This is a genomic window from Paracoccaceae bacterium (assembly GCA_033344815.1).
Lineage (GTDB): Bacteria > Pseudomonadota > Alphaproteobacteria > Rhodobacterales > Rhodobacteraceae > Roseobacter.
Genome location: JAWPMR010000001.1, coordinates 4,442,578 through 4,462,788 on the forward strand (window position 1 = coordinate 4,442,578; position 20,211 = coordinate 4,462,788).

The window sequence follows — 20,211 nt, forward strand, 5'->3', positions numbered from 1 at the left end:
TCATAACGCTCTCAGATCCTACAGATTTTCTGCGCAGATGGGCTTTGGAACCAGCTGCAAGGCCGCGCCCGTCTTTGCCAGCATCTCGCACTCCACACGATCTGTCTTCGCCAACTTGCCATTGGCTTGCGCAAACCGGCACGCCTGTTTTGGGTTTACTTTGACAAACGGTATGGCATTGGAACCAAGCGCTGGCTCCAACTGCCGATGATCAGCACCGGTAGCCTCGAAAATTATCACTGACGCTGGCTGCAAACCAATCCATTTTCTCAGTTACAAATGTCCAGTTTTGCTATTGAGAAACTGCGTAGTTTGCCGTCGCTGAAGCAGTGAACATCAAGTGTGTCTTTGGAAATATCTTTTCCAATGGTATCGTTCATTTGTCTTTTCCTCACCTTGTCGTGTCATCCGGGCCCAAAGCCCAAGCACCCACCTCTCGGGACATTGCTGCGCAATACCCTGTCGGTCAGTGGTTCAGGTCATCAGAAAAGACACGGACGAGTATGCTCGGCAAAGGTCCTCAAAAACCAAGAGAGGAGCGGTCTGACCCGCGCCACTGCCTGGCATAAATGACGCGCTGGGCCGTGGCTCCCTTTCGCCTCAGGAGCCACTGAAAGTTATAAGACAAGAGCGGGGACAGCGATCACAAGTTCAACGTCGCGCCGAACCTGTTGGATCGTAACTTTACGGCAGTTGAACCAAACCAGAAGTGGGCGGGGACAGCAGCTAGTTTGGACCCGGGAAGGAGGGCTGTATCTGGCCGTGATCGTTGATCTGCATTCCCGGCGTGTGATCGGTTGGGCGGTCAGTAACCGCATGAAGCGCGATCTCGCGATACGGGCTCTGAAGATGGCTGTTGCGCTCAGATCAGCACCCAAAGGCTGCATTCATCAAACGGATCGCGCGTTGCTATATTGTTCGCACGATTATCAGAAGATCTTGCGCCAACATTGATACAAGGTCTCGATGACTGACAAGGGCAATTGCTACGACAATGTGGCTGTCGAGACGTTCTTCAAATCCATCAAGGCTGAACTGATCTGGCGGCGATTACGGCAAACGCGCAGGCAGGCTGAGATGGCGATCTTCGAATACATCAACGGGTTCTACAATCCGTGTCGTCGACACTCGACAGTGGGTTTGAAAAGCCCGGTCGCGTTCGAACGGAAAGTGGCCTAAACACGCAAGTGAGGCGGCACAAAAGCGCGACAGGTCCATCATGGTTAAAGCTTTCGGGGTGGGCTTGCCTGCTACACAGTCTGGCGACTTTGTGATCCTCCGGCCAAATCAGGCTGGTGTTGTTGTCAAATCGGAACGCTTGACAGGCGCGCATCCCTGTAGGCCGGTTTCCTTTGCGACCACCGCAGACCATCGACGTTGTGGTTTTCTCGACGTTAAGCTTACCACGCGTCGATTGAAAACAGGACATCACATACGAAGCCCAAAGTCCGATGTTGGACGGAGAATTTGGGACGCACCTCTATCGGGCAAACAAATGCAGAGATTTGCCCGGCGCAAAGACACTAAGCTTGGCAACACACGCTTTGCTATAAGCTTGGCACCGTGCGCTTTCATCGAGACAACGGCGGGCTCATCGCTTCAAAGTACCACCTATAATTGCTCACGCGGCGGTTGACGAAGAGGCTGTTACAAACGGCCATGCGCTTGGACGGCTGGGGCTGACAGGTCTTCCGCTTGTAACGCGGATCTAGCTTGGTCTCTGGCGTGCTACAGATTTTTGCCCCACCTGCGCGTTGTTTTCGAGTTCGATCATTTTGCGCCGGCCAGATAAATGGCGGCGACACATGGGAAACAGCGACGCGAAAAGAGCACAGTAAAAGCAAGGTGCTAGCCTCGGACAACTTCTGCTGAGTTCAGGACGAATATCGCGTCGCACCGCGTCGCGTTTCATCCACCGGATTGGCAAGAATGACCGTCTGATGCGCGCGCTGGTCGCAGTCCATGCGAGGGCACACGCGACAATTGATGCCGATCTTGGTCATATAGGCGGCAGCAACACTAAGATCATCCGCATATCCGATGTCCCCCACATGATCGATGCTGCACCCCATGGCAACCGCCAACCTGACGTCCTGAGAATGCCGGGTGAAGGTGGGACGATCGACGGTACGCGAGAATACGAAGAATTGACTGGAATCGGGAAGCTCAACAAATTGCGGCACAATCCGGCCTGGCGTGCGAAAGGAGGTGTGAACTTCAAGCCGTGGACAGGCACCGCCATATTCGGCGAGGTGAAAATCCGTCGCATTGAAGCGCTTGGTGACGTTGCCGGCCTTATCAATGCGTAAGAAGAACAGAGGGACGCCCTTGGCGCCGGGGCGTTGCAACGTAGTGGTGCGGTGACACGCCTGCTCGAAGCTGACACCAAAACGCGCTGCAAGGTGGTCAAAATCGTATTTGCTGGCCTGAGCTTCACGCAGAAAAGCGTGATAGGGCATCAGCACGGCAGCCGCGAAATAATTCGCCAACTCAACACGATACCGCGCACGGCTGCGCGCATCCTCAAGACCGGAGCGCGCAAGGATATCTTCAAGTAGGTCATGCTGCTCAATCAACGCTGCCACATGCACCAACTGAAAAACCCGGTTCGGGTGGTCCATGGCTTCAGACAATCGCACCTCATTTGAGGTCTCATCATATTCTCTGAGCGTATTTGGCATCTCATCGCTTGGAACAACCCGAACCTGAAGACCGAGTTTGTCTCGCAACCGTGATTTAAGCGCTGTGTAAACCTCATCCGCAGGAACGACGTCGCCCGTCCAGAAATTTTCAGACGCGGTTTCGAGTGTTGGAAAATGGTTTTGGTGCTCGCGAAACAGATTATGGACGTTTGATTCAGGAGAGGCCGGCAAAAGCGCCTCTTTTCCATCGGCAGTGCCAGCAAGGCTCATCAATTGATCCGATACGGCAAGATAAGCGCGATGCAGTTGCAGAAAACTATTGGCGAGGTCCGGGCTGTGGGTCAGAGCAGCGCGCAGTTGCGTCAGATCAGGCCGGGTGGGTTCGAAAATAGGGTTCTGCAGCGCTGCGCGCATATCAGCGAGTTGGGAGGCTTCATCGTCATTCGCGATGTCACGCCAATCGACACCATAAGCTTCCATTAGCTTTAAAAGCACGGAAACGGAGACGCTCCGCTCGTTTTTTTCCAATAAATTCACGTAGGATGTGCTGATCCCGAGCGTTTTGCCCATCTGCGCCTGTGTCTGATTGTGATCGACGCGCAGCCGTCTCAAATGTGGCCCAACAAAAGTTTTCATAATTTCACATAGCGAAATTTTTACAAATTTACAATTGTGTATGTTGTAAAAATTTTCATTTACAGCATGACCCGGTTCTGTTTCCTCAATGCCACCCCAACGTGCAATGTGTGCTCGAAACAAGGAGGAATTCATATGCGCACAGGTCAGACACATCTTTTCATTCCCGGTCCCACCAATGTTCCCGAGGCGGTCAGGCAGGCGATGAATGTGCCCATGCAGGATATGCGGGCACCGGACTTTGGCGATCTGACACTGGGCCTTTTTGAGGACCTCAAAACAGTTTTGCGCACGACAACCGGCAACGTCATGTTGTTCCCCGGCTCCGGCACCGGTGCTTGGGAAGCGGCAATTACCAATACGCTGAACCCGGGCGACAAGGTCCTGATGTCGCGCTTTGGACAGTTCTCGACACTTTGGGTTGAGATGGCAGAACGGCTGGGTCTTGACGTGGAGGTGATTGACGTGCCTTGGGGCGCAGGCGTGCCTGTCAAGGAATATGCTCGTCGTCTGGGGGCGGACTCCAAAGACGAGATCAAGGCGGTTTTTGTCACCCATAACGAAACGGCAACCGGAGTCACGTCAGACGTTGCCGCGGTTCGCCGGGCCATGGATGATTGTTTTCATGATGCGCTGCTGTTCGTGGATGGCGTATCGTCGGTGGCCTCGATTGATTTCCGTATGGATGACTGGGGCGTCGACCTTGCCGTTACCGGCAGCCAGAAAGGTCTGATGCTGCCTGCGGGACTTGGTATCCTCGGCGTCAGTGAAAAGGCTCTGGAAGCATCCCGTCACGCTACAATGCGTCGCGCGTATTTCGAGTTCGAGGATATGCTGAAGTTGAACGCGGATGGGTATTTCCCCTACACGCCGCCGACGCAGTTGTTCCACGGGTTGCGCAAGTCATTGGAGCGCATTCATGAAGAGGGGCTGGATAATGTCATCGCCCGTCACAATCGGCTTGCAGAAGGTGTGCGTCGGGGTATCGCGGCGTGGGGCATGGATCTGGTGGCAGAACATCACACGCTTTATTCTGATACGGTGTCTGCGGTTCGGGTGCCTTCGGACGTGGATGCGCGCGACGTACTGCGGATCGCGTATGAGGACTACAACGCCTCATTTGGCTCGGGTTTGGCACGATTGGCCGGCAAAGTGTTCCGGATCGGTCATCTAGGGGACATGAATGACGGCATGTGCCTCACATCGCTGTCTTTGGCTGAAATGGCGCTGACGCGCGCGGGTGCACAGATTGAACTGGGTTCGGGCGTGGGCGCGGCACAAGACTGGTTTGTTTCGCAACAGGTACAGGCGCCCTGCTTGAGCGTCGCCGCTGAGTAAACCCTCCAAAATCAGAAAGCGATCCCATGTCACACACGCTCCATCCCTTGCGCAAGCAACGGCTCCAGCGCTCAGAACTTGCTGTGCCGGCCTCCAACACAACCATGATCGACAAGGCGGCAGACAGTCCGGCAGATTATGTGTTTCTCGACCTTGAAGACGCGGTTGCCCCGCCTGAAAAAGAGCAGGCGCGCAAGAACGCTGTTCAGGCCCTCAACGACATCGACTGGGCTGCCAAAGGCAAAACCATATCGGTGCGTATCAACGGGCTGGATACGCATTACATGTATCGCGACGTGGTCGATATCATGGAGCAGGCAGGTGACAAGGTGCACACCTTGCTGGTGCCCAAGGTAGGGGTGCCTGCTGATCTATATATGGTAGAGGCGATGGTGAACCAGATCGAACAGGGCTGCGGTGTTCAGACGCGCGTTGGTCTTGAGGCTTTGATTGAAACGGCGCTCGGCATGGCCAACGTCGAGGCGATCGCGCAGTTTGGCGGCCGTCTGGAAGCGCTGCACTTTGGCGTGGCGGATTATGCCGCCTCCATGAGGGCCCGTACGGTCAACATTGGCGGTTTGAACCCGGATTACCCCGGTGACCAGTGGCACGCCTCGATCACACGCATGGTGATCGCCTGCCGTGCCTACGGGTTGCGCGCAATTGATGGACCCTTTGGCGATTTTTCAGATCCCGAAGGATACAAGGCGGGAGCGAAACGTGCCGCCGCCTTGGGGTGTGAGGGCAAATGGGCCATTCACCCCAGTCAGGTGACATTCGCAAACGAAGTCTTCAGCCCACCGACGGACGAGGTCTCCAAAGCAGAGCGCATCATTGATGAGTTGCGCAAAGCTGAAAATGAGGGCCGGGGCGCGGCTTCGCTGGATGGCAAGATGATCGACGCGGCGTCCGAGAAGATGGCGCAGAACGTGATCGACGTGGCAAAGGCCATCGCCGCTCGCGTCTGAAGATCAAAAATGGGAGGTGAAGATGGATATTCATGAATATCAAGCCAAGGAAATCCTTGCAGGTTTCGGCGTGCCGGTGCCACGTGGTGGATTGGCCTATTCCCCTGAACAGGCGGGATATCGGGCGCGTGAACTGGGCGGAGAAGCCTGGGTCGTCAAGGCGCAGATCCATTCCGGTGGGCGCGGTGAGGCTGGCGGGGTTCAGCTGTGCCGCTCCGATGAAGAAGTGCGCAACTACGCCGCCACACTCTTTGGTAAAAGCCTTGTGACAAAACAAACCGATGCGGCCGGCAAAGGGGTCTACCGGGTCTGGGTGGAAACCGCCTCCGATATTCAGCAGGAATTGTATCTGGGTTTTGTGCTGGATCGCAAAACCGAGCGCATCATGATCGTGGCTTCCGCCCACGGTGGTATGGAGATCGAAGACCTTGCGGATGAGGACCCCGACAGCCTGCGCCGTATGGTCGTTGATCCGGCCGTCGGTCTGGCGGAATTTCAAGCGCGAGAGCTTGCCTTTTCGCTGGGGCTGACGGGCGGGCAAGTGGCGCAGATGGTCAATGTTTTGCATGCCTGCTATCGCGCGTATCGCGATCTGGACGCGATGATGGTGGAAATCAATCCACTGGTCATTACCGGCTCGGGTGATCTTGTAGCGCTGGACGCCAAGATGAGCTTTGACACCAACGCGCTTTATCGCCGCCCGCAGGTTGCCGCCCTGCGTGACCCGTCACAGGAGGACCCGCGCGAGTCGACCGCTGCGGATAACGGCCTGGCCTATGTGGGACTGGACGGTGACATCGGATGCATCATCAATGGCGCGGGTCTGGCGATGGCCACAATGGACATGATCAAGCTGTCCGGCGGTGAACCGGCGAATTTCCTCGATATTGGCGGTGGCGCAAGCCCCGAGCGGGTATGTCAGGCGTTCCGCACGGTTCTGACCGACCGCAATGTGCAGGTTATCTTGGTCAACATTTTTGCGGGGATTAACCGTTGTGATTGGATCGCAAAGGGTGTGGTGCAAGCTTATCGCGAGGTTGGTTTGACGCTGCCTGTCGTGGTGCGTCTTGCGGGCACCAACGTGAAGGAGGGGCAGGACATTCTGCGCAATTCCGGACTGCCGATCCTGACAACAGACACTCTGGCCGAAGCTGCGCAGGCAGCTGTTGCCAACCGTCAAACCCCTGTAGCCGCGTAAAGGAGGACCGCACATGGCCATTCTGATCGATGAGACAACTAAAGTTCTGGTTCAGGGCATTTCTGGTCGCATTGGCCAGTTTCACACGCAGGAGATGATTGAAGCGGGCACGAATGTCGTGGCTGGCGTCACACCCGGCAAAGGCGGGACCAGCATCCTCAACCGTCCGGTTTATGACACGGTGCGCGCGGCTGTGCAGGCCACGGGGGCCGAGGCGAGCCTGTTGTTTGTACCACCACCCTTCGCTGCTGATGCGATGATGGAGGCGGCAGACGCGGGCATTCGCACAGCGGTTTGCGTCACAGATGGGATCCCGGCGCAGGACATGATCCGCGTCAAACGGTTCCTGCGCAAATACGCAAAGGACCGTAAAATGCGTCTGATCGGGCCGAATTGCGCGGGGATGATTTCGCCGGGCAAAGGGTTCATGGGGATTATGCCGCCGCATATCTACACCCCTGGACGCGTCGGCATTGTCGGACGGTCTGGCACGCTCGGATATGAGGCGGCGAGCCAAATGCAGGCGCTGGGGATTGGAATATCGACTTCCGTTGGCATTGGGGGGGATCCGATCAATGGCTCTTCCTTCAAGGATATTCTCGAATTGTTTGAGGCCGATCCGGACACTGATGCGGTGATGATGATCGGAGAAATTGGCGGCCCGCAGGAAGCCGAAGCCGCCGCCTATGTGCGCGATCATATGAGCAAGCCAGTTGTTGCTTACGTCGCGGGTCTGTCCGCGCCTAAGGGGCGCCAAATGGGTCACGCGGGTGCAATTATTTCTGCCTTTGGCGAGAGCGCACAGGAAAAAGTTGAAATGCTCAGCGCTGTTGGCATCACAGTCGCACCCAACCCATCGTCAATGGGGGCGACGATGGCAGAGGTTCTGGGTCGGAAACAGGCGGCATGAGCCGGATGGATGCTGTTTCCCACGGCGCGCCCGCTTCCGGTGAAAACTGGGTTGGGCGTCAGGAAGAACGCTGGGGCATGTTGAGCGTGGAACTGGCGGGCATGATGAACGCCGCAGTTACGCATAAGGCATCCGTTGTGCGTGACATCAAAGTCGGTGCGTTTATGCCGTGCCTCTGGCATTGGGCCGCGTTCCCGGAATTTGTGCCACTTCCCGAACTGGGCCGTGACGGGCATCCGGCGTTAGGTGGGTTCTTGCCGCAACTGCCGTTCCAACGGCGGATGTGGGCGGGCGGGCGGTTGCGGTTTTCCGGCGCGTTGCGGATCGGTGAACGGTTGCGCCGGCGGTCGGAGATCGTGTCTATCACCGAGAAAGAAGGCGCGACAGGTCACATGGTTTTTGTGTCTGTCAGACACGTCATCGAGGGCGAAAACAGCGCCTATATCGAAGAAACACAGGACATTGTCTATCTGGATATTCCGGAGGCATTCACGCCGCCTAAGAAGGTTCCCGTGCATCAAGACCTGATGTTTGATGAAATCGTGCCGATGAATGAGGCGCGGCTGTTTCGATATTCAGCGGCGACGTTCAATGCCCATCGCATTCATTACGACCTGACGTACACGCGCGACGTCGAGAAATATCCGGCATTGATCGTACACGGCCCGATGCAGGCAAGTATACTCATCGAAGCCGCCAAACGACACACGGGTCAAAACGCGCGCAGTTTTCGTTTTCGTGGGCTGCATCCAATGTTTCATGATCAGGATATGCGCCTCGTTGGCCGTATGGACAAGAATGCCAACGGCATTGATCTGGGGACGGCGACTCCTGAGGGATACTTGGGAATGCAGGCCCGGATGGAGTGGGATTGATGAGCGGTATTTTGTCTGGCATGCGGGTCGTTGAAAGTTCAGCCTTTGTCGCAGTGCCACTTGCGGGCATGACCTTGGCGCAGATGGGTGCTGATGTGATCCGTTTTGATCTGCCTCAGGGCGGTCTTGATTATCGGCGCTGGCCAATCACGCAGCAGGGCCAAAGCCTGTTTTGGGCGGGTCTGAACAAGGGTAAGCGCTCGATCGCGATTGATGTAAAAAGCCCGCGCGGGCGTGAAATCGCGTCTGAAATCATTTGCGCAAAAGGTGAAGATGCGGGATTGTTTATCACCAACCTGGCCGTGATGGGCTGGACGGATCACGCAACCCTTTCCCAGCAGCGCGAGGACATATGCACCGTGACGCTACGCGGTGATCGCAAAGGGCGTCCGGCGGTCGATTATACGGTTAATCCGTCCATCGGTTTCCCTGACGCGACCGGTCCGGCAGACAGTGAGACACCTGTCGCCCATGTACTGCCCGCCTGGGACTGTATTGCCGGAAACATGGTTGTTTCAGGTTTGCTCGCAGCAGAGCGGCACCGATTGCGTCGGGGCGTCGGGCAGGGTGTTGATTTGACCCTGAAGGATGTCGCCGCAGCAATGTTGGGGAATTTGGGCATCATCGGTGATGTCACAATGAACGAGGCAAACCGTGCGAAGGCCGGAAACGCCCTTTACGGAGCATATGGTCAGGATTTTCTGTGCCGCGATGGCCGTCGCGTCATGGTGATCGGGTTAACGACCCGGCAATGGCGTAATCTCTTGAAAGTGACGGGTACTGCGCAGGCGATGGAGGATTTGGCACGCACATTGGATGTCGATCTGAACGACGAGGGTACGCGCTGGGCTGTGCGGGAAGAGATTACGCGGGTGCTTGCCCCTTGGTTTGCAGCCCGGAGTGTCGCCGAGTTCGCATCTGATTTTGAGGCCGCCGGCGTCACATGGTCTGTTTTCCGCGACTTTCAGCAAGCTTTATCCGAGGACCCGGACCTGTCGAGCCAGAACCCGGTATTTGAAAACATTCATCAGCCGGGGATAGGGCGATATTTGACGCCGGGTTCGCCGTTCGACTTCTCTTTGGCGGGGCGTGATGCGCCGGTACCCGCGCCATCTCTCGGCCAGCATACCGAAGAGATTCTTGCTGATGTGGCTGGTCTGCCGGGTAATGAAATTGCCGCTCTGTTTGACGCCGGTATCGTCAGCCAGCCTTCGAACTCTTTGCGGATCGCATCCTGAGTTGACCCGTCATGGCGCAACTTGACGTCGGAATCTCCCACAGCCTTTAAATCCGGAAAGCAACGCAATCGGCGGGCCAACGTGACACGTTGGTGACTTGCCTGTCCTGCTTCGGTCTCAGGAAGTTCGAATGCCGTGAACGGACCCCGCCCCCTGTTTAGCGAAACCCGACTGGGTCGTGGGTTGCGCGTGCCACTTGCGCAACATGGCGAGGCTGTGTTGCCAAGCGTGGGGACACATCGAGGTTTCAAAGAAGCCACAAATCCTTTTGCATGATTGCGAAGGTTTTTGTTGTCTTGAGACCTCCAGTTCCCGCAGTGCAATGCTATCCCATCGTGATGGAATTGTTGGCCAGCGATGCAATGGTGCCAAAACCGCAGTCTATGTCGATCCATGAAGGCTGCGCATTTGCGTTCCGAAAACTGGTGTGGGTGCCACAGTTCGAGTATTGCGCTTGAGGTCTCGGATCGAGGACAGGTTTTTCTTCTCAATCCGCGTGGTCTGGACCAACCGTCGCCGTCGATCCTGAAACATCTGCGCATTGTGAGACATTAAAACGGATGCGCCCATGCGAATTGCGGCTTGCATTTTCTAATGTGATCCCGAAAGAGGCTGGCCCGACGATCACAAGATGTTCGAAGAATTTGCGCAACCCTGAGATCGGTGTGCGCAGCTTGATCTTGTCACGTGACGACAACCACAATCTGCCGCGCGTGACATAGGCCTCTGAGGTGCGATATATTCTGTTTGTCGGGCGAAACAGTTCCATGCCGAACAGATCAGGTGGATTCACCTAGCGACTGTCATGGCGTCTCCTCGGCGTGGAGTAGATCAAAACGCTTTGAACCCATTATACCCCTTCGGTTTTCGGACATGTCGGGTGCAAGTCCATGACAAATTCAACGGGCGACGCATCCACACCTGAGGGGTTTAGCCCGCATACCCAAAGACACGCGGGAGCCAAAGAACGAGGTCTGGCCAAATGACTAGCCCCATCAAAGCCATCAAGAGCGCAATCAGGAAGGGCCAGATCTCCTGGATGATTTCCGAAAGAGGAATTCTTGTTACAGCGTTGAGAACAAATAATAATATCCCATAGGGCGGGGTGATCAGGCCGATCATGCAATTCACCACGGCGACAACGCCAAAATGCACCAGGTCAATGCCCAATTCGCGGCAGGTTGGCAGGAAGAGAGGGATGATGACCAGAATGATCGTGGTGGCGTCCAACACGCATCCCAGCAACAGAAACAACAGGTTGACGCCCAGCAAAAACATCAACGGATCCACATCCAATCCGACCAGCTGCTGTGCCAGAACGCTGGGTATGTTTTCTGAGGCGACGACGTAATTCAGGATGAGCGCGCCGCCAATCACAAGACCCACGGCAGCAGAGGAGCGCGCGCTTTCGACCAGAATGCCATAGAGCGCTTTGAAACTCAGAGCCCGGTAAAACAAGGCCGCAAGGAGCAAGGCATAAAACGCCGCGACGGCTGCGGCCTCGGTTGGAGTCGTTACGCCGCCATATATGCCATAGAGCAGAATGGCGGGCATGAGCAGGGCAGGGAAGGCATTCAAGGTTCGGCCCGGCAGCTCGGACATCGGCACCGGTTCTTCGAGCATAAAACCCCGGCGATGAGACAGGAAAGTGTTCATCGCCATCAACACCAATCCCATCATAAGGCCGGGAATGATACCGCCCAGAAAAAGGTATCCGATAGAGGTGTTGGAGACCAAAGCGTAGAGTACCATGGGAATGGAAGGCGGGATGATAGGGCCGATTGTGGCGGAAGCTGCGGTGATCGCGGCGGCATAGCCTCGCGTGTAGTGGCCGCTTTTCGTCATCATTTCGATAATGATTTTGCCAATGCCTGCCGCGTCTGCCACAGCCGAACCCGACATGCCGGAAAAGATCAGCGAGGCCACCACATTGACATGGCCCAGCCCCCCTCTGAAACGCCCGACAAGTGCCACACAAAACGACAGCAACCGGTCGCTGATCGTGCCAGCATTCATGATATTGGCGGCAACAATAAACAGGGGCACTGCCAGCAGGATAAAGCTCTGATAAAGCCCGTCCATAAGGACCTTGCCCGCGATGCCAATGCCCTGACCGGACACCGTCAGATACCCGAGTGACGCAATCAGAATCGCATAGGCAATCGGTGCGCCGATCCCGGCCAGAAAGAACAACAATCCGATGCAAACGAGAAATTCGAAACTCATTTCCGGGAGGCTCCCGGAGGGTCAAGCATTGGATCCTCAACGCCGTAACGGATGGCGCGGTACACTGCCCAAGCGTACCTGAGAGACACCGCGCCCAGAAAGAAAATGTATATGGAATAGATATCGCGCATCCGGATCCAATCACCGAATACCGTGGAGAGTGTCGCCGTCTTCTTCAGCCTCAGAATATGGAACTTTGACAAGGTCGGCTCGATCGAGGCGATTAGACCGACACAAATCGCAATGCCGGAAATGACAATGAACCAGCGGCGCAGGGCAGGGCGGACATTCAGAAAAATGATATCAAAGGTAACGTGATCGCGATCCCTGACGACAAAGGCGTTGCCCCAAAAGATCAGCCACACCCAGAGCAACAGGCAGAACTCCAGCGTCCAACCGTAAAGCGATGGTTCGAGAAAAGGAAATTGCGCGGGCAACCAATCCAGGCGGGCGGAATACCGCACAGTAATCTGAAGAATAAAGGTCAGAAACATCAGCGCCATCATCAAGGCGGCCACGGCTTGAGCAATGTGGCGGAGGGCAGATATAATTGATTTCATATAAGATTTCCGTCGGGCGGCCCGCTCAAAGGGTCATCCTGCACTGTCGAAAAGGAAGGGCGCGCGATACGCCCTCCCGCGCAAAAAGTGTCGGGATCAGTTGCCAAGCGCGTTGATTTTATCCAGTGCGCCTTCTGGCCAACTCGCGGCCAGTTCGGACCCGGCGTATTGCGCTTGCACATGCGTACGGAACGCTTTGAGATCGGGTTCATAAACCGCAAGCCCCTGTTCTTTCAAAAAGGAAACGAGGTTTGCTTCTTTCTCAAGTTGTTGAACACGACCGCTTTCTGCAGCGGCTTCTGCCGCGGCCTGAACCGTTGCTTGTTGATCAGGTGTGAGCCCGTCCCAAACGGTCTTGGAAAACGCGACATAGTTCAGATCGACCAGATGCGATGTCAGGGCGATCTGATTGGTCACCTCATAGAATTTCGCATCCACAACAGTTGGCAGGGGATTGTCCTGCCCGTCCACGGATCCGGTTTGCAACGCGGTGTAGACTTCCGTAAATGACATCGGTGTTGGGTTTGCGCCCAGAGCCTTGCCGAGGAATTGCCATGCATCCGTGCCCGGCATGCGCAGGTTTACCCCTGCCAGATCGGCTGGCGTTGTGACGGTCAATTCGTCCTTGGTCTGGCGCAGATTCACGTGGCGACGTCCCAGATACATGACGGCCAGCAGTTTTACGCCCAGCTCGTCCTCAGCGGTTTGTTTGAATGAATCCATCAGCGGATCGTTGAAAACAGCAACTTGGTGGGCCGCGTCCTGATGCACATAACCTGTTGCGAATATTGAAAATTCAGGGAAGAATTGTGCCAATTCCTGCGCCGAGGCAATGGACATTTCCAGATCACCGGAGGCGATGGCTTCCAGTTCGGAACTCTGCGCAATCAGGGAGCCGTTGTAGTGTGGTTCATAGGTCGCGAACTCTGCCACAGCCGGGGCAAAGACCTCTGCCAAGGCCACCGAGCGTTGGTCCGTTTCGGACGCTGGTGTCGACATGCGCAACGTGATCGTGTCCGCAGCATAGGCCGGAACCGCGATCGCCGCTGCCGTCAATGCCATCAGGGCGCGTCGTGTAAATTTCATCATGATAAAGTCTCCTCCGTTTAGATCGCGGTGTTCCAACCGCTTGTTTTTCCGCAAGGCCTGCGCCCCGTCGAAAACCGTGTCACATCCCCAGGGCGCGTCGTTTCGCGCTGTCGATGTGGTCGTGGATTGCGGCCACTGCTGCTGCGCTGTCCCGGGCGCGCAGCGCCGCGCAGATTGCCAGATGTTCCTCCAAAACCGGCACGGCCAACTCGGGCAGCATGCGCGTGTCTGAATTGCGAATAAGTCGGATTTTGATCGCATTGACACGGTGTATGTCTGAAATGATCGGATTGCCCATGGCGTCTATAATGCGGTCGTGAAAGGCCCAGTCGACTTGTTGTGCCCGTTGCAGAACCTCGGGCGACATTCTTGCATCTGCGGCGCGACGAATGTCTTCATGCTGTTCTATCAGATGTTCGATGTCTTCGATGGGCGCCGTTTGGCAAAAAAGAGCAATCGCCTCACCTTCGATGATGTGGCGCAATTGGAACGCATTGCGCACCAGATCAAGGTCGATGGACAGGATTTGCAAACCGCGTTTAGGTACGGTTTTGATTAACCCATCCGCTTCAAGGCGTGGGATCATTTCGCGAATGGCCCCAAGAGGCATGCCAGTCAATTCAACCAGTTCGCGTTGCGATACAATTTGTCCGGGGCGGATATCATGCGACAGTAATTTCTGTGTGAAATTCGAATAAGCATGATCACGCATGCGCAGATCACGGGACGGCATCACGCCAACATCTTTCCGGCAAACCTTGCCAGTACCGCTGCGCGTGCATCGCCTTTCAAAGGATACAGGGGCGCGCGCAGGTGCCGCCAATCGTTACTTCCGCTGCGTTCGACCATGACGAGTTTCAAGGCCGGGATGACCGGTACGGATACAATCGCATCGACATCGGCAGACAGCGATGTGTCTTGGGAGCGGCTGTCAAACAGCCGCCTCATGCGCTCGGGGTACAAATTGGCCATGCCGCAAATCGAACCGGCCGCCCCAAAGGCAGCCGCCTTGTGCAACAGGCGTTCATCCCCGACAAGAACCGGAACCCTGCCGGTCTCAATCAGAGCGCGGGTATTTTCCCAGTCTCCCGAACTGTCCTTGATTGCCATGATCCTTTGCGGAAAATGCGCGCAAAGCTGCAGCACCAAATCAATGGACAATGGCACATGGCTTACCTGTGGAATATGATAGAGCACAAATCTGGCGCGATCATCCACAGCTGCAAAAAGCCGCTGATGCCATTCAAAAAGGCCCTCATCCCCTATGCCTTTGAAGTAAAAGGGCGGCAGTACCAGAAACGCGGTCACGCCAAAACCTATGCCCTGTTGGACCTGCGCAATTGCGTCATCAAGCGCGCAACTCGCAATGCCCAGGGTGATTTTTTCCGGGGCGATACCGCTGGCCAGGAGCGATGAAATGGCATCTGATCGTTCCGCCATGCCGATGGATGCGCCTTCACCCGTGGTGCCAAACGGTGTGATGCCATTTACGCCGCGCGCCAGAAGATCCTGTGCATGAGCACAAAACAGTGGCACGTTGATGCGTCCGTCGTCACCAAATGGCGTCAGTAAAGCCGCAGAAATTCCGAAATCTGATATGTCCCCGTCCCCCAATCAGCAAAGCGCGGACCGCCAAGCCTTTGGATTAAGTTACCTGTTACGCATTGACTGTCAATGTAACATGTCAGACGAATTCATCATTGCCTTGTCGCCGAAACTGGAGAGCACAGCGAATGACGAAGATCCTTTGTGCAGGCCTCATTGCGGCTGATCTGGTTTTTGAGATGTCCTCCTTCCCCTTGGAGGGGGATAAGCACCGCGCTGAAGCCTCGCATTTGATTGGCGGGGGTGGTGCCTTTATTGCCGCTTCCGCGATTACTGCTTTAGGCGGTGATGTAAGCCTTGTCGGTGCGATTGGGCAGGATGTGTTTGGAGAGTTGATGCGCTCCAAGATCACCGATCGCGGCATTGACGACGCGCTGGTTTTCTCCTTGCCGCAGGTGCCCACCTCGCGCTCCAGCATTTTTCTGTCCTCAAACGGAGAGCGCACGATCATAAATCACCGGGACGCGGATTTGCAAAGGGTCGATTTTTTGCCCCCCGATCCGTTCCGATTTGACGCGGTGCTCGTGGATACCAGATGGCCGGATGGCGCCGCAAGTCTCGTTCAAGCCGCTCGAAAAGCTGGAAAACCCGCGGTTGTTGACGCCGAGGCACCAGTAAAAATCGCAACCCAAGCGCTGAGGCACGCAAGCCATGTTGTATTCTCTGAACAGGGATTGCAGGACTTCGTTGGATCAAGTGACTTGCATGCACTGCAAACTGCTGTGTCCGAAACAGGCGCGTGGTGTGCCGTTACCCGGGGGCCGTTGCCTGTATTATGCTGGGATGGTCAATTGATGTCAGAAGTTCCGGCACCATCCGTGGAGGTGCGAAACACGCTCGGTGCAGGTGATGCATGGCATGGCGCATTCACTTTGGCTCTGGGGCGGGGACAACAGGAACTTGATGCTGTCCGCTGGGCAAATGCGGCGGCTGCCCACAAGGTACGGTTTTCGATTGAAAGCGAGACGTTTGCAGAGCGCGTGGACGTCGAAGCTCTGATGCGCCAAATCAGTGAGTAGATCCGCAATATTCGGAGGCAGGACTGTGAAAGGCACTATGCCGGGCCGTTACAGGTCTGTTTTATTCAGCAAGGCGGTGGATTTTGCAGCGTTGCGCCGGATGGTCGATCACGCGCATGATGTTCCTTGCGCCGCTATGCTTGGTCTGGCGGCAGGGGAAGAACAGATCGCACTGAAGTTTGCAGAAAATACAACGATAATGCGGATGACTGCAGAAACAATGGCATGGCGGTCCCCGTTTGTTATGACAGTCACAACCCCAAAGATGCTCGCACGGAACAGGGTCACGCTTTCCGCACAGCTCAGCGGTGCATGCAAATAGTCGCCCGCCTTTGCGCGATAAGACCTAGATCGTTGCACGGCGCGATTGACCCAGTTGTGAGGGTTCAGGACCCGGATTGGATCGGGCACCGGTCGAACTTTTAGGACACTGAGTTTCTGCACCATGAGGTTGTTCATGCGTGAGGGCTTAAAATCGAAACCCAACAGACCGCTTCAAGGTTTTTTCGGTGTCGAGCGCCACAGATCACGGGGACGACAATTGCGGCAGTAAGGTCTTGGCTCAATTGATGGACGACATGGCTCGGGTCATGCAGGCATTTGTTTAAAACGAGGGGCGGGCCTGTCAGATCGTAAATTGCCACCTGCCAACGGACGATTACCGGCTTTTCAAGCATGTCTAGCTGATTTTGCCATCCTTCGACCCCTATACAGATCTGGGCATCCCGTTTGGCAAAACGGTGGAAGGGCGACAGGTGTTTTCCGAACCGCGATGTACCGGACTGCCGGCGGCGCGTTTGATCCGGCCCAACAGCTGACATCCAACACTGCCATTGCATCGGATTTGCTGCTGCCCGGGAACGCTCAAAGCGGTTTCCGGGGCCACCGGATCAAGGCAAAATGCGCTCTTGGCGCTGCATCGACAATTCACGGCCATTTTTGCGCAAGGCTCATCCAAAACAAGCCGAGGCTTGAAGGTGAAACGCGCGAAATTGGGCGTCGTCAAATTTATTTGCGGTCACCGGATCATCAAGATGCCCATGGCAACAATTTCTTTCAGTTTGGGGTGTGAAGCAAAAGCGGCATCATCCTGTGCATTTATCAGGCCGCCTTTCAGGTTCATCAAAATCACAGATGCATTCAGGAGCCATTCACACTTCGCCGGATCGATCTCGCAAGGAGAGCGCTGTTCAGCGAGTTGGAAACATATGCTATCCGTGACGAGCCCGGAAATAACCCTTTGAGAGGGCCTAATTTCACTTTTTTAGGGTATTCCTCCTGCGTATCATCTCGATTGAACGTTCCAAAATCACTGGTAAGATGCCTGATGACGCGGTTGAAAGTGGCTACGAAAGTGTCATCGCGGACACGGCGATGGCATACTTCCCGGAGCACGGTTCCCATGTCGAGCACGGTAAGGGTGACGAAAATCGGACCTCTTTTTTACCAGTTTCCGGGTGCCAAGGCCCAAGGGCGGCGTGTTCAAGAAAAGGCGCATCCTTGACGGCGCAAAGCTTCTATCGACTCCGGGCGCTAGTCACATTTTGATTTCTGAGCACCAAGGAACTGTACCAAACCTGAAAGCCACTTCGTATTCAGGATCGTTGATCTCTTCTCGCAACCACCCTGAGGAGACACAGTAAGCTCCGTGTCGTCCGACCGGATTTCGGTAATTCCGCAGCAGAGTGGTTGTTGAAGCTTGTGCCATCAAATACACCAAACTCGGCCAGTTGTATCGTTTTGCGGCCGGAACTCAGGGCTGTGTCGGCTTTGCTGCGAAGTTTTAAACGCGCCCCATGCTGGCTCAAAAGGTTGAGCCTTTTGTTTTTATCCTCCACCGGACTGCACGTCAAATTTGCAAAGCCATCTCGCGAAATTTGCAAATTCTGGAGTTAAGGACATGAGAGATCGAAAAACCTCAAATAGGTCGTCGTCGGAAGCTTGGCCCGCAACGCCCTGTGCAAAATTTGAAGAGAAGGACATGTCCTGCCTGTAAAGTTTGCTGAATTCGTCCGGGGTCCTTGTTCGATCAAACCTAAAAAATCTGGCAACAATCGATTTCTTTCCAAAAAATGACGCTGAGGTCGTTTTCCGCTGGCGTCTGGCGCGCATCACCCTGTCCAGGTCAGTAGAAAATCACACCCACAAAGGCGGCGGCCAACCCTAGGAGGATCAATCCAACCCGCAATATCGCGGTGCCTTGGCCTATGATCCCGTAAGACAGTAAAGACAGGCCAGCGCCGATGTGAAGAAAAGCGATAATCGCGCCGACGGGGTCAGCGGAAAGGCGGATAAGGCTCGGATTGGCAATCATGCTCAGTGGGATGACGTAGAGACCCAAACCCAAAGCCATGGCTGTCAGCGCAACCTTGAGCCAATTCTCCTCGATCATTCCGGCGGCGATGAAAACAGCACCGCAAACGGGCGGCGTGATCGTTGACAGGAGGGCAAACCAGAACACGAACAGATGCGCCTGCAGAGGTTCCAAACCAAGTTCAATGAGAGCCGGACCGGCAACAGAAACACAGATCACATAGGCGGCGGTTGTCGGCACCTCCATGCCCAGCAGCAAGCAAGCAAGGGCGGTGAGCAACAGCGCGGGCCAGAGCGCGCCCCCGGACCCTGATAACATCACGGAGGTGATCTTTACGCCGAGGCCAGTGATTCCCAACACCCCGATGATGATGGAAGCGCAAAGGATGATGGCGGCGATCATGGCGACCTGTTTGCCTGCATTCAGCATCGCATCCCCGAGACGCGAAAAACCCTGGATGATGTTGACCTGCGGCGTGGCGTCAAAAAACAACGCCAAAGCGGCGGCAAAGATGGCCAGAGCTGCCGCGTATTGCGGTGTGAACCCGACGGCGAACATGGCCACAAGCAGGATCGTGAAAGGCACCATGAAGAAAGCAGAGGTGATCAAGACAGCGCGCCGTGCGGGGCGTTGATCTTCGGGCACAGCTTTCAGTTCATAGCGTTGGGCATAGGCGTTGATACCCATCCAAACCGCCAGGAAATACAAAATGGCCGGAAGGAGTGCTGCGAGCATGATCTGCGCATAGGGAACGCCGGTCAGTTCCACCATGACAAACGCACCGGCCCCCATGAGGGGCGGCATGATCTGACCGCCGGAGGATGCAACCGCCTCGACGGCGGCGGCCAGCCGTTTTGGGTAGCCCAGTTTCGTCATGGCGGGGAGGGTGATGGCACCGGTGGACGCCACATTGGCCGAGGCTGATCCTGATATTGATCCAAAGAGCGCGGAGGAGAGGACGGACACCTTTGCTGCACCACCCACCAAGCGCCCGGCGGCAGCGGAAGCGACGTTCATGAAACCCTGACCTGCCTCACCTGCGTTCAGCATTGCGCCAAAGATCACGAATATTGCGACGACCCCAACCGAAACTCCCGTGAGGCTGCCCCATATGCCGCCTTCTGCCACGACCAGTGTTCCCAGAAAGCTGCGCAATGGGGTTCCAGCATGGCCGAACTCGCCAGGAATGTGCTGGCCATATAGCCCGTAAAGGAGTGCTGCCAGAGCCACCATCGGCAGGGGCCAGCCAATCATGCGGCGCGCGCCCTCCATCACGATGAGCAAGAGAGTGATTGCGAGAGCGACTTGAAAGCCGTTTTCCAGAAAACCGTATTGATTGCGCAGGATCTGGTGGTTCAGCGCGATCCAGCAGCAACCGGCGACACCGACGGCCGCAATAGCCACGCCCGACCAAGTGGCTAAACGGGAGGAGGCCCCAAAAACGAAAACCCAAGGCAGGATCAACGCCATGTGCATGGGCCGCGCCACGAGGTTTGGCACCAACCCATAAAAGATCAATCCAATGTGAAAAACACATGTCAGTAGACCCAAGGCAATCCAGCCATGCCGCGCGGAGAGGTTTTGCATTGACGT

General features: G+C 55.7%; 15 protein-coding genes and 1 pseudogene. 8 read left to right on the forward strand and 8 right to left on the reverse strand.

Translation table 11 applies throughout. The annotated features are described in order from the left end of the window. Nucleotides 1-629: 629 nt before the first annotated feature. Nucleotides 630-1,179: pseudogene (locus R8G34_20635) on the forward strand (IS3 family transposase). Nucleotides 1,180-1,874: 695 nt separating this feature from the next. Here the strand turns inward: R8G34_20635 and R8G34_20640 are convergent. Then, nucleotides 1,875-3,278, reverse strand: a complete 1,404-nt coding sequence (locus tag R8G34_20640; protein MDW3225260.1) for a short-chain fatty acyl-CoA regulator family protein — start codon at nucleotides 3,276-3,278, stop codon at nucleotides 1,875-1,877. Nucleotides 3,279-3,413: 135 nt separating this feature from the next. Here R8G34_20640 and R8G34_20645 point away from each other — a divergent pair, with 135 nt between their 5' ends. From R8G34_20645 to R8G34_20670, 6 genes are read left to right on the forward strand one after another with little or no spacing between them, the layout of a single operon-like run. Then, nucleotides 3,414-4,616 carry an aminotransferase class V-fold PLP-dependent enzyme gene (locus tag R8G34_20645; GenBank protein MDW3225261.1) on the forward strand — a complete coding sequence of 401 codons (1,203 nt, stop codon included), beginning with the start codon at nucleotides 3,414-3,416 and terminating at the stop codon, nucleotides 4,614-4,616. A gap of 26 nt (nucleotides 4,617-4,642) precedes the next feature. Next, entirely contained in the window at nucleotides 4,643-5,584 is a 942-nt protein-coding gene (locus R8G34_20650) for a CoA ester lyase (protein ID MDW3225262.1), read from the forward strand. A gap of 22 nt (nucleotides 5,585-5,606) precedes the next feature. Beyond that, nucleotides 5,607-6,782 (forward strand): malate--CoA ligase subunit beta, encoded by a 1,176-nt coding sequence (locus tag R8G34_20655; GenBank protein ID MDW3225263.1) that lies wholly within the window; start codon nucleotides 5,607-5,609, stop codon nucleotides 6,780-6,782. Nucleotides 6,783-6,795: 13 nt separating this feature from the next. Next, the gene (gene sucD, locus R8G34_20660; protein MDW3225264.1) at nucleotides 6,796-7,692 is read left to right on the forward strand and encodes a succinate--CoA ligase subunit alpha; all 897 of its coding nucleotides are present in this window, start codon (nucleotides 6,796-6,798) and stop codon (nucleotides 7,690-7,692) included. Beyond that, a complete protein-coding gene (locus R8G34_20665; GenBank protein ID MDW3225265.1) occupies nucleotides 7,689-8,567 on the forward strand; it encodes a MaoC family dehydratase N-terminal domain-containing protein in 879 nt (292 codons plus the stop codon). Before sucD ends, R8G34_20665 begins: the two co-directional genes overlap by 4 nt. Beyond that, nucleotides 8,567-9,805, forward strand: a complete 1,239-nt coding sequence (locus tag R8G34_20670; GenBank protein MDW3225266.1) for a CoA transferase — start codon at nucleotides 8,567-8,569, stop codon at nucleotides 9,803-9,805. The genes R8G34_20665 and R8G34_20670 overlap by 1 nt, the downstream gene beginning before the upstream one ends. A 487-nt stretch (nucleotides 9,806-10,292) precedes the next feature. On the opposite strand, the gene R8G34_20675 is transcribed toward R8G34_20670, so the two are convergent. The 6 genes from R8G34_20675 to R8G34_20700 form a co-directional block, all read right to left on the reverse strand. Beyond that, nucleotides 10,293-10,598, reverse strand: coding sequence for a hypothetical protein (locus tag R8G34_20675; GenBank protein MDW3225267.1), 306 nt, complete (start codon nucleotides 10,596-10,598; stop codon nucleotides 10,293-10,295). A 137-nt stretch (nucleotides 10,599-10,735) separates the two neighbouring features. After that, nucleotides 10,736-12,031, reverse strand: a complete 1,296-nt coding sequence (locus R8G34_20680) for a TRAP transporter large permease (protein ID MDW3225268.1) — start codon at nucleotides 12,029-12,031, stop codon at nucleotides 10,736-10,738. Continuing rightward, a complete protein-coding gene (locus R8G34_20685) occupies nucleotides 12,028-12,591 on the reverse strand; it encodes a TRAP transporter small permease subunit (protein ID MDW3225269.1) in 564 nt (187 codons plus the stop codon). Before R8G34_20685 ends, R8G34_20680 begins: the two co-directional genes overlap by 4 nt. A 96-nt stretch (nucleotides 12,592-12,687) precedes the next feature. Beyond that, nucleotides 12,688-13,653, reverse strand: coding sequence for a TRAP transporter substrate-binding protein DctP (gene dctP / locus R8G34_20690; protein MDW3225270.1), 966 nt, complete (start codon nucleotides 13,651-13,653; stop codon nucleotides 12,688-12,690). Nucleotides 13,654-13,759: 106 nt separating this feature from the next. Beyond that, nucleotides 13,760-14,413, reverse strand: a complete 654-nt coding sequence (locus tag R8G34_20695) for a GntR family transcriptional regulator (GenBank protein ID MDW3225271.1) — start codon at nucleotides 14,411-14,413, stop codon at nucleotides 13,760-13,762. Then, on the reverse strand, nucleotides 14,413-15,294 hold the full coding sequence (locus R8G34_20700) for a dihydrodipicolinate synthase family protein (protein MDW3225272.1): 882 nt from the start codon (nucleotides 15,292-15,294) through the stop codon (nucleotides 14,413-14,415). The genes R8G34_20695 and R8G34_20700 overlap by 1 nt, the downstream gene beginning before the upstream one ends. A 119-nt stretch (nucleotides 15,295-15,413) precedes the next feature. Here R8G34_20700 and R8G34_20705 point away from each other — a divergent pair, with 119 nt between their 5' ends. After that, nucleotides 15,414-16,304 carry a PfkB family carbohydrate kinase gene (locus R8G34_20705; protein MDW3225273.1) on the forward strand — a complete coding sequence of 297 codons (891 nt, stop codon included), beginning with the start codon at nucleotides 15,414-15,416 and terminating at the stop codon, nucleotides 16,302-16,304. A gap of 2,125 nt (nucleotides 16,305-18,429) precedes the next feature. On the opposite strand, the gene R8G34_20710 is transcribed toward R8G34_20705, so the two are convergent. After that, complete coding sequence (locus R8G34_20710) at nucleotides 18,430-20,205, reverse strand: TRAP transporter fused permease subunit (GenBank protein ID MDW3225274.1); 1,776 nt, start codon at nucleotides 20,203-20,205, stop codon at nucleotides 18,430-18,432. Nucleotides 20,206-20,211 lie beyond the last annotated feature (6 nt).

Coding starts and splice junctions, on each gene's coding strand:
- R8G34_20705 (MDW3225273.1), top strand. CDS start 15,414: ATGACGAAGATCCTTTGTGCAGGCCTCATTGCGGCTGATCTGGTTTTT.
- sucD (MDW3225264.1), top strand. CDS start 6,796: ATGGCCATTCTGATCGATGAGACAACTAAAGTTCTGGTTCAGGGCATT.
- R8G34_20695 (MDW3225271.1), bottom strand. CDS start 14,413: ATGCCGTCCCGTGATCTGCGCATGCGTGATCATGCTTATTCGAATTTC.
- R8G34_20640 (MDW3225260.1), bottom strand. CDS start 3,278: ATGAAAACTTTTGTTGGGCCACATTTGAGACGGCTGCGCGTCGATCAC.
- R8G34_20670 (MDW3225266.1), top strand. CDS start 8,567: ATGAGCGGTATTTTGTCTGGCATGCGGGTCGTTGAAAGTTCAGCCTTT.
- R8G34_20680 (MDW3225268.1), bottom strand. CDS start 12,031: ATGAGTTTCGAATTTCTCGTTTGCATCGGATTGTTGTTCTTTCTGGCC.
- dctP (MDW3225270.1), bottom strand. CDS start 13,653: ATGGCATTGACGGCAGCGGCGATCGCGGTTCCGGCCTATGCTGCGGAC.
- R8G34_20665 (MDW3225265.1), top strand. CDS start 7,689: ATGAGCCGGATGGATGCTGTTTCCCACGGCGCGCCCGCTTCCGGTGAA.
- R8G34_20685 (MDW3225269.1), bottom strand. CDS start 12,591: ATGAAATCAATTATATCTGCCCTCCGCCACATTGCTCAAGCCGTGGCC.
- R8G34_20710 (MDW3225274.1), bottom strand. CDS start 20,205: ATGCAAAACCTCTCCGCGCGGCATGGCTGGATTGCCTTGGGTCTACTG.
- R8G34_20650 (MDW3225262.1), top strand. CDS start 4,643: ATGTCACACACGCTCCATCCCTTGCGCAAGCAACGGCTCCAGCGCTCA.
- R8G34_20645 (MDW3225261.1), top strand. CDS start 3,414: ATGCGCACAGGTCAGACACATCTTTTCATTCCCGGTCCCACCAATGTT.
- R8G34_20655 (MDW3225263.1), top strand. CDS start 5,607: ATGGATATTCATGAATATCAAGCCAAGGAAATCCTTGCAGGTTTCGGC.